Source organism: Ferrovibrio sp. (assembly GCF_002796975.1).
Classification (GTDB): Bacteria; Pseudomonadota; Alphaproteobacteria; order Ferrovibrionales; family Ferrovibrionaceae; genus Ferrovibrio.
The window spans coordinates 122,115-128,588 of record NZ_PEKV01000009.1 but is presented as its reverse complement, the minus strand read 5'-3'; the positions used below and the strand labels follow the sequence as shown (position 1 = coordinate 128,588).

Sequence of the window (6,474 nt, the reverse complement as noted above, 5' to 3'; positions counted from 1 at the left end):
CGGGCCAGCGGACCGTTCGCATGTCAATGTCGGTGAAGATTATGAACGCCGCTGGTGGTCGGAGAAATTCCGCGTACGTCCGGAAGTGCTGGATGCGGCAGTAGAGTCCGTGGGTACTAGCGTCAATGACGTGGCCAAGGTACTCGGCAAAAACCCCTCCTAAAAGAGATATATAGCGGGAGCCTTTGCGCCCGCTATATCTCCTACTCGGTAAGCGCTTCCTTACGTTTGCGCAGCACTGCGGGCGACAGCATTGCCAGCAGCAGAATTGCCACCACGCCGAGCAGAACGGCGCTGATCGGATGGCGGATAAAGACAGTAAAATCGCCATCCGACAGCAGCAGGGCGCGGCGGAAGTTCTCCTCCAGCTGCGGCCCGAGCACGAGGCCAAGCAGCAGCGGCGCCGGCTCGACACCGATCTTGATGAAGAAATAGCCGATCACCGCGCAGCCCAGCATGAGCCAGACATTGAACAGGCTGTTGGAAATGCCGTAAGTGCCGATGCAGCAGAACAGCACGATCGCCGGGAACAGCAGGCGATAGGGAATCTTCAGCATCGAGACCCAGACGCCGACCAGCGGCAGGTTGATCACCAGCAACATCAGATTCCCAGCCCACATGCTGGCGATCAGGCCCCAAACCAGCGCCGGCTGTTCGGTCATCACCTGCGGACCGGGCTGGATGCCCTGCATCATCAGCGCGCCGATCATCAGCGCCATCAGCGCATTCGACGGCACGCCGAGCGTGAGCAGCGGAATGAAGCTGGTCTGCGCGCCTGCATTATTGGCGGCCTCTGGCCCGGCAACACCTTCGATGGCACCCTTTCCGAAACGCGAAGGGTCGCGCGCCACCTTCTTCTCCAGCGCATAGGCAGTGAATGGCGGCAAAGCCGCGCCACCGCCAGGCAGCACGCCCAGCACCGAACCAATTGCCGTGCCGCGCAGCATGGCGGGAAATGCCTGCTTCAGGTCAGCCCAGCTCGGCATCAGATCACGGAAACGTTGGCTGGTGACTACGCGCCGTTCGTCCTTGCGCTCCAAGTTGGCGATGATCTCGCCCAGCCCGAAAAGCCCCATGGCGACCGGCACGAAATCGATGCCATCCGACAATTCGGTGATGCCGAAAGTCATGCGGGCGACACCCGAATTGACGTCGATGCCGATCAGACCGATCAGCAGGCCGAGCAGCACCATGGCCAGCGACTTCATCACCGAACCATGCGCCATCACCACAGCGGCGATCAGGCCCAGCACCAGCAGCGAGAAATATTCGACGGCGGTGAATTTCAGCGCAAGAGCAGACAGCGGCAGGCTCAGCACCGCGATCACCACCGTCGCGACGGTGCCAGCGAAGAAGGATGACAGCGCGGCAATGGCCAATGCAGTCCCTGCCCGCCCCTGCCTGGCCATCTCGTGGCCGTCAATGCAGGTCACGACAGAAGATGTTTCACCTGGCACGTTGACCAGGATCGCCGTGGTCGAACCGCCATACTGCGCGCCGTAGAAAATGCCGGCCAGCATGATCATCGCCGAGGCGGGTTCCAGCCCGAAGGTGAAGGGCAACAGCAATGCCACAGTCGGGATCGGGCCAATGCCGGGCAGCACGCCAATGGCGGTGCCGATCAGCGCACCTATCAGGCAGAACAGCAGGTTCTTGAACTGGAAGGCCGTGGACAGGCCGAGCATCAGGTTGTCGAGCAATTCCATGTGCGTTACCCGAACAGATCCGGCGGCCAGATCGGCAACGGCAGCGACAGCACCTTGACGAACAGCAGCACCGATGCCGCGGCAATCACCACACCGAAGATCACCGCCTCCCGCGCCCGCACTTCATGGGTGGCGTAAGCTGCAGCCAGAATGGTGATCAGCGAGGCGACAGCGAGACCGGCCACTTCCACCAGCAGTGAAAACAGTGCCACGGCCAGCGGAATGGCGAGCAGCGGTCGCAAGTGAACCTGCGCGATCCCCAGATGACTGCGCAGCAGGCCGCGTCCGGTAAAGAACAGACCGAACAGAATCACGGCGATTGCGATCACCCGCGGCATGTAGCCCGGCCCCATATTGGCGGCCGTGCCGACACCAAGCTTTCTGGTCGCGACGAGCGTACCCGTCGCGACCAGCAGCAGGAACAGGCCGAGCAGAAGATCCGGCCAGTCTATACGCCTGGACACCGTGCTTACTGGGCCTTGAGGCCGTTTTCCTTGATCACTCCGCCCCAGGTCTTTACGCTGTTGTCGAGCCACTTGGCGAAGTCAGCCGGCGAGCCGGCCTTCACTACGCCACCCTGCTCGGCGATCTTGGCCTGCACATCCGGCATGGCGAGAATCTTCTTCAGTTCGGCATTCAGCTTGTTGACGAGTGGCGCCGGTGTGCCGCCGGTGGTCAGCAGGCCCTGCCAGGTGCCGGCGTCACCGGCCGGGAAGCCAGCTTCCTTGAAGGTGGGCAGATCCTTCGCAGTCGGCAGGCGCTGGTCGCCGCTGACGGCAATGCCGACCAGCTGCTTGTTGACGACGAAGGGCAGTGTCGCCGTCGTGCCGTTGATGATGGTGTTGCTCTCGCCGCTGATCACCGCGCGCGACGCGGCCGAACCGCCTTTGTAGGGCACGTTCTTCCACTGAATGCCGAGTGCCTTGGCAATCGTGATGGCGGTGATGTGATTCACCGCGCCGACACCGGAATTCGCCACCGTCAGCTTGCCGGGATTGGCCTTGGCATAGGCGACCAGATCCTTCGGCGTCGACACGCCGACGGAAGGATGCACGGCCAGCACATAAGGGCCGAACATCACCATGCCGATCGGCGCGAGATCCTTCTGGATGTTGAAATTGAGGTCGGGGAACAGGCTCGGCGCCGTGGAGAGATTGCCGACATCCATCAGCAGCAGGGTGTGGCCATCGGGCTTGGCCTTGGCCACCGCTTCGGCACCAAGATTACCCGCAGCACCCGGCTTGTTTTCCACGATCACGCTGGTCTTGATCGCATCCGACAGCTTCGGCCCGATCAGGCGGGCCAGGATGTCGGACGTGCCGCCCGGCGCAAACGGCACTACGATGCGCACGGGGCCTTTGAAATCCTGCGCTTTGGCAGCGCTGAACGGGACGGCGACGAAAGCGGCGGCGGCGAACGCCGACAGGGCAAGGGCCCGGATCATGCGGGTCTTCATATTGCTTTCCTCCATGCAGTTCTGGACGGTCTGTGGCCGTCTGGTGCGTTTGATCGTATTGGACATTCGATGCCGTACTGAGTTAATTTCGGGATAGATCAATACCTTTTTTGGATCGATGTTCGAACTCAGCCAACTCCGCTGCTTCGTCGCCGTTGCCGAGGAGCTTCATTTCGGCCGCGCCGCGAAACGCCTGAACCTCACGCAGCCTCCGCTCAGCCGGCAGATCCAGCTGCTCGAGCATGCGCTTGAAGTCCGGTTATTCGAACGCACCAGCCGCACGGTCGTTCTCACGCCCTCGGGCGCGGGCTTCCTGCCGGAAGCGCGCCGGCTGCTGCGTCTGGCCGAAGCGGCGGCACTGTCGGCCAAGCGTACCGCGCAGGGCGACGCCGGTTCGGTCAGCATCGGATTCACCGCAGTGTCGGGCTACGACTACCTGCCGCGACTGATTGCCCATTTCCGCAAGGCTGCACCCGACATCGACCTGATCCTGCGCGAGATGGTATCGGCCGATCAACTGGAAGCCCTGACCGCCGGACGCATCGATATTGGCCTGGTCCGTCAGCCGTTCAGCCGCGTCGAACTGCATTCGCGCTGCGTCGTGCGCGAACCGCTGGTGCTGGCAGTGCCGACGGGACACTGGCTGGCCAAGGTGCGCGAGGCGACGCTGGCCGATCTCGACCATGAACCGCTGGTGACCTATTCCCCGTATGAGGCGCGGTATTTCTACGACCTGCTGGCCGCGATTTTCGCCGAGGCCGGCGTCACGCCGCAGTATGTGCAGCATATCAGCCAGATTCATTCGATCCTGGGCCTGGTCAAGGCTGGGCTTGGCGTGGCGCTGGTACCGCAGGCGGCGATTAACCTGCGCTTCCGCGGCGTGGTGCTGCGGCCTATCGATATCGGCTCGCGCGTGGCTGAACTGCATCTGGCCTGGCGGCGCAGCAATACCAATCCGTCACTCGCGGTACTGCTGGCGGAAGTGCCGGCGCTCGGATGACTTCAGCGCAGCGTGAACGACGCGGCGGCTTCGACGTCGAAGGAATAGCTGACCATGGTCAGGCCAGCCGGCACGCTGAGCCGCGAGTAATGCAGCGTCGGCGAGGTGATGCGGCAGAGATCGGGCTGGCCACGCCGCAGCAGTTCCGAAATATGGTTGTGCAGGAAATAGCCATAGGCACGATCGTTCAGCAGGCGCAAATCGCGGCCCAGAATACTGCGGTCGACGCTCACAGCGCTTGCCGCCGCCGAGCCGCCACAATGCACGGTGCGGATCGCATCATCTGTTTTCACCATGATATGCACATATGGCAGCAGACCGCATTCGCCGAGGAATTCGGGCAATGAGAGTCCGGCGCCACGGATATCGCCCGCCAGATTCAGCAGACGGCTGGCAATCTGGTTTTCACGCGCAACACTGATCGGCAGCGGATAGGACGCCCAGCCATGCGGCCGGCGCACCTCGTCGATCAGGCCGGGGAAACCGATAGCGGTGAAATAGTCTTCCAGCACCTCGACATCCTGGAACAGAATGTCGGATGCGCCGCTGCATTTCGCAGCCAGAATCTCTGGGGACATCCCCACCGACTTGGCGACATCGTCCAGACTGACTTTTGCCTGTTCGGCACGCCACAGCAGCGCATTATGCAGGCGATCCGGCAGGCCAGCCTGCAGCGGCGACTTCAACGGCCTGATTGGGGTGGACATTCAGCCTGCATATGGGCGTGATGCCCGCACGCGGAATATCAGCTTTTGTCCGCGGTGACGCAATGCCCGGTCGGCGATAGTCGTTACAGCCGGGGGTTCGGCTGGCATGCCGGCGGTGCGGTCGCTGAGATACAGCTCCAGTGCCACCAGCTCGTCGGCACCAGTTAGCGCTGCCAGTCCGAGCAGCAGCCGGCTCTCGGCCGCAAAAACCGGCTGCTGGTGTTCAACCCCGCAAGCGTTGCTGCGGTCCTGCAGGTCGATGGTCTTGCCGCTGCGTTTGTCGAAGGCCGGATAGCCGGCGGCAACACCGCGCATACGGCCGGTCGCATCGCCATGGCGCGCGATACAGAGACACGTGTCTGTGAAGGCGACGGCATCACCTCTCTCTCTTATGTGCCAGCACCCAGGACGGAACGTGTGAAAGCGATCCGTCTGAAAAAGATTGACAGAATCTCATTTCCCATAGTAAATCGATTTAGTAAATCGATACACTAAAAAAGAACCAGGGAAAGGAAACCACCGCATGACGATTACTCGCCGCCGTTTTATCGGCTCGGGCGCCACTGTCGCCGCTGGCATTGCCGCCACAGGCCTGTTCCCCGCGCCTGCCGTCCTTGCACAGGGCGCACCGATCACCTTCCGGGTCTCCTCCAGCATGCCGGTCGATCCGAATGCCGCGCACCATGTCTGGTTCGAATTGTTTCAGAAGAATCTGAAGGCGAAGGCGGGCGACCGCATCCGTCTCGACTTCTTCCCCAACAGCCAACTTGGCAAGGAAGCCGATGTTGTGCAGCAGGTGATCATCGGTTCGGTCGACATGATGATCACCGGTTCGTCGATCTGGGCCACCGCCGTGCCCGAACTCGGCGCGCTTGATCTCGGCTTCCTGTTCGACAGTTATACCCATGGCGCCAAGGCGCTGGATGGCGGTGTCGGCAAGACCTTCGAGGCGATGCTGGCGGAGCGCAAGGGCGTCAACGTGCTGGGCTGGGGTTTCCATTTCGGCGCGCGCAGCGTCTATACCCGCAACAAGGTCGGGAATATGGCCGGGTTGAAGAATGTGAAGCTGCGCGTGCTGCCGGCCCCGGCTTTCATTGAAACCTTCAAGCTGATGGGGGCCGTGCCGGTACCGATCCCGGTGAATGAACTCTACACCGCACTGCAGACCGGCGTGGTGGACGGCTTCGAGCATGACCCGGCGACGGTGCTGTCGAGCCGCTTCTACGAGGTGGCGAAATTCTGTATGCGCACCGATCACCTGTTCAGCCCGATGATCTGCGCGATCGGCAAGCGCGGTCTGGCCAAGGTACCGGCCAACCTGAAAGAGGCCTTCCTGGCGGCGGCGCGCGAAGCCACTGTAGCCGAACGCGCGATTGCCGATACCAAGGCGACCGGTGCGATGAAGGAACTGGAAAAGCTCGGCGTCACCTTCACTCCCTTCCCGGCCGCCGACCGCGCCGCCATCGCCAAGCCGGTATCGGATACACTTTATGCGCAGTTCATGGCGCAGTATCCCGCTACCAAGCCGGTCTTCGAGGCCATCGCCAAGGCGCGTGGCTAAGTAACCATCGAAGAACGGATGCCAGTAATCCTGCCGGGCGCCCC

Annotated in this window: 8 protein-coding genes; 3 read left to right on the top strand and 5 right to left on the bottom strand. The window is 62.2% G+C overall.

The genetic code is table 11. The features are described 5' to 3' along the window. On the top strand, positions 1-163 hold a 163-nt coding region (locus CTR53_RS21280; RefSeq protein ID WP_367158971.1), incomplete at its 5' end, for a DUF3606 domain-containing protein. A 40-nt stretch (positions 164-203) separates the two neighbouring features. On the opposite strand, the gene CTR53_RS11285 is transcribed toward CTR53_RS21280, so the two are convergent. From CTR53_RS11285 to CTR53_RS11275, 3 genes are read right to left on the bottom strand one after another with little or no spacing between them, the layout of a single operon-like run. After that, the gene (locus CTR53_RS11285; RefSeq protein WP_290813025.1) at positions 204-1,706 is read right to left on the bottom strand and encodes a tripartite tricarboxylate transporter permease; all 1,503 of its coding nucleotides are present in this window, start codon (positions 1,704-1,706) and stop codon (positions 204-206) included. A gap of 5 nt (positions 1,707-1,711) precedes the next feature. Continuing rightward, complete coding sequence (locus tag CTR53_RS11280) at positions 1,712-2,170, bottom strand: tripartite tricarboxylate transporter TctB family protein (protein ID WP_290813022.1); 459 nt, start codon at positions 2,168-2,170, stop codon at positions 1,712-1,714. A 5-nt stretch (positions 2,171-2,175) separates the two neighbouring features. After that, positions 2,176-3,162 (bottom strand): tripartite tricarboxylate transporter substrate binding protein, encoded by a 987-nt coding sequence (locus CTR53_RS11275; RefSeq protein ID WP_290813019.1) that lies wholly within the window; start codon positions 3,160-3,162, stop codon positions 2,176-2,178. Positions 3,163-3,280: 118 nt separating this feature from the next. Here CTR53_RS11275 and CTR53_RS11270 point away from each other — a divergent pair, with 118 nt between their 5' ends. Beyond that, positions 3,281-4,162, top strand: coding sequence for a LysR substrate-binding domain-containing protein (locus CTR53_RS11270; protein WP_290813016.1), 882 nt, complete (start codon positions 3,281-3,283; stop codon positions 4,160-4,162). A 2-nt stretch (positions 4,163-4,164) separates the two neighbouring features. Here CTR53_RS11270 and CTR53_RS11265 read toward each other — a convergent pair whose 3' ends face one another. Both CTR53_RS11265 and CTR53_RS11260 read right to left on the bottom strand, forming a co-directional pair. Next, complete coding sequence (locus CTR53_RS11265; RefSeq protein WP_290813013.1) at positions 4,165-4,869, bottom strand: hypothetical protein; 705 nt, start codon at positions 4,867-4,869, stop codon at positions 4,165-4,167. Continuing rightward, positions 4,870-5,214, bottom strand: coding sequence for a hypothetical protein (locus CTR53_RS11260; protein ID WP_367158970.1), 345 nt, complete (start codon positions 5,212-5,214; stop codon positions 4,870-4,872). Between the two features lie 178 nt (positions 5,215-5,392). On the opposite strand from CTR53_RS11260, the gene CTR53_RS11255 reads away from it, so the two are divergent. Then, positions 5,393-6,430 carry a TRAP transporter substrate-binding protein gene (locus tag CTR53_RS11255; protein WP_290813007.1) on the top strand — a complete coding sequence of 346 codons (1,038 nt, stop codon included), beginning with the start codon at positions 5,393-5,395 and terminating at the stop codon, positions 6,428-6,430. The last annotated feature ends 44 nt before the right edge of the window (positions 6,431-6,474 follow it).